At 32.6% G+C, this 1,564-nt stretch carries 1 protein-coding gene; it reads left to right on the top strand.

Going from position 1 to position 1,564, the window contains the following annotated elements:
* Nucleotides 1-94: 94 nt before the first annotated feature.
* Entirely contained in the window at nt 95-1,330 is a 1,236-nt protein-coding gene (locus M2475_RS11360; RefSeq protein ID WP_277491654.1) for an IS30 family transposase, read from the top strand.
* The last annotated feature ends 234 nt before the right edge of the window (nt 1,331-1,564 follow it).

Raw genomic sequence — 1,564 nt, 5'->3', positions numbered from 1 at the left:
CCTTGATTATTAAACTTAAAGCAACAGGTTGTTGCATTAAGATGAAACCGGTATAGTAGAAGGAGCTTTGTGTTTTGTGAGAAAGGATAATATTATGAATAACCACAAACATATAACTACAGATGATAGAATTGTCATCAAATCTATGATCCTAAAAAAGAAAAGTCTTCGACAAATTGCTCTTGCTATTAATAAAAATGTTACTTCAATTTCTAGAGAGATTAAACGTAATCGTACATTTCATCAAGGTCATCTTGGGGATAAATGCAAATATGTGAAGCTTTGCAGAAAAGGCCCTGGATGTGATCGTAATTGTTCTAACTATGAAAAAGACTCTTGTATCAAACTTATTTCTGCTCCTTGGGTATGCGATGGATGCGAGAACCTTAAATATTGTAAAAAACATAAATACCGTTACCTTACTGCAAATGCAGATTCTTACGCTTCTAAACGTTTGATTAATTCACGTAGAAAACTTCAATGCGATTGTTATGAAATCACTCGAATCAATAAAATTCTTACTCCTTTGATTCGAGACAAACATCAATCTCTTTCTCATGTATATGCTACTCATTGCGATGAGCTTGGTCTTTCACTTTCTACCCTCTATCGTTATATTGATAAAGGCATCCTCGAAATAAACAACAGCGATTTACCTGCTAGGGTTCGCTATAAAAAACATAAGAAGTACACATCATCTTTTGGCTATAAAGTGCGCATAGGTCGTACTTACACGGATTTCAAAGCATATTGTAAGAAACATAACAATGCCAACGTTTTTGAATTTGACACTGTCATCTCACATAGCGAAGGAAACCATAAGGTATTCCTCACTATCCTATTTCGTAAAAGTACATTTATGCTAGTCTTTCTTTTAAACGAGAAAACCACAAGAGCGGTTGTTGATAAATTTGATGAGCTTGAAAGAAGATTAGAAACCGTTAATTTTGCTAATTTGTTCCGTATAGGTCTTACTGATAACGGTGGTGAATTTAAAGACGTTAATGGTTTGGAATGCCTGGATCGAAAATATAAACGAATGAATGTTTTCTATTGCGATGCTGGTGCCTCTTATCAAAAAGGGGCAATTGAAAAGAATCATGAGTATATTCGCAAATACATTCCTAAAGGAAAATCCTTTGATCATTTAACTGATGAAGATATTAAAAAAATGGTGAATCATATTAACTCTATAATCCGTCCAAGGTTGAGTAATAAATCACCATTTCAAATGTTATCCAAGAAAGAGCTAAAACTAATTCAATTACTTGGATACAAAGCAGTTAAACCTGATGATGTAATTGTAGATTCATCATTGTTTAACCAATAAATCTAGTATACAAAACACAAAGCAATTATCCCATCAAAAAGTAAATGAACAGTGTTGCATTTAGTTGATACCTAAATCCAGTGTTCCTTTTTGTCGTGATTAATTTACCATGTTTTATATCTAAACTATACCCTATATTTGTCAATATAGGAATATAGTTTATTATTTTTCTTGTTTATCCATCACCTTTTGCTTCTTTTTCCTTCATTGTTGCATTTCTTCTGACATTCAAGC

Origin of the sequence: Breznakia sp. PF5-3 (assembly GCF_029504745.1) — a bacterium.
Lineage (GTDB): Bacteria > Bacillota_I > Bacilli_A > Erysipelotrichales > Erysipelotrichaceae > Breznakia.
Note: the sequence above shows the minus strand (reverse complement) of the source record. Positions and strands in the feature narration are given on the sequence as shown.

Coding starts and splice junctions, on each gene's coding strand:
- M2475_RS11360 (WP_277491654.1), top strand. CDS start 95: ATGAATAACCACAAACATATAACTACAGATGATAGAATTGTCATCAAA.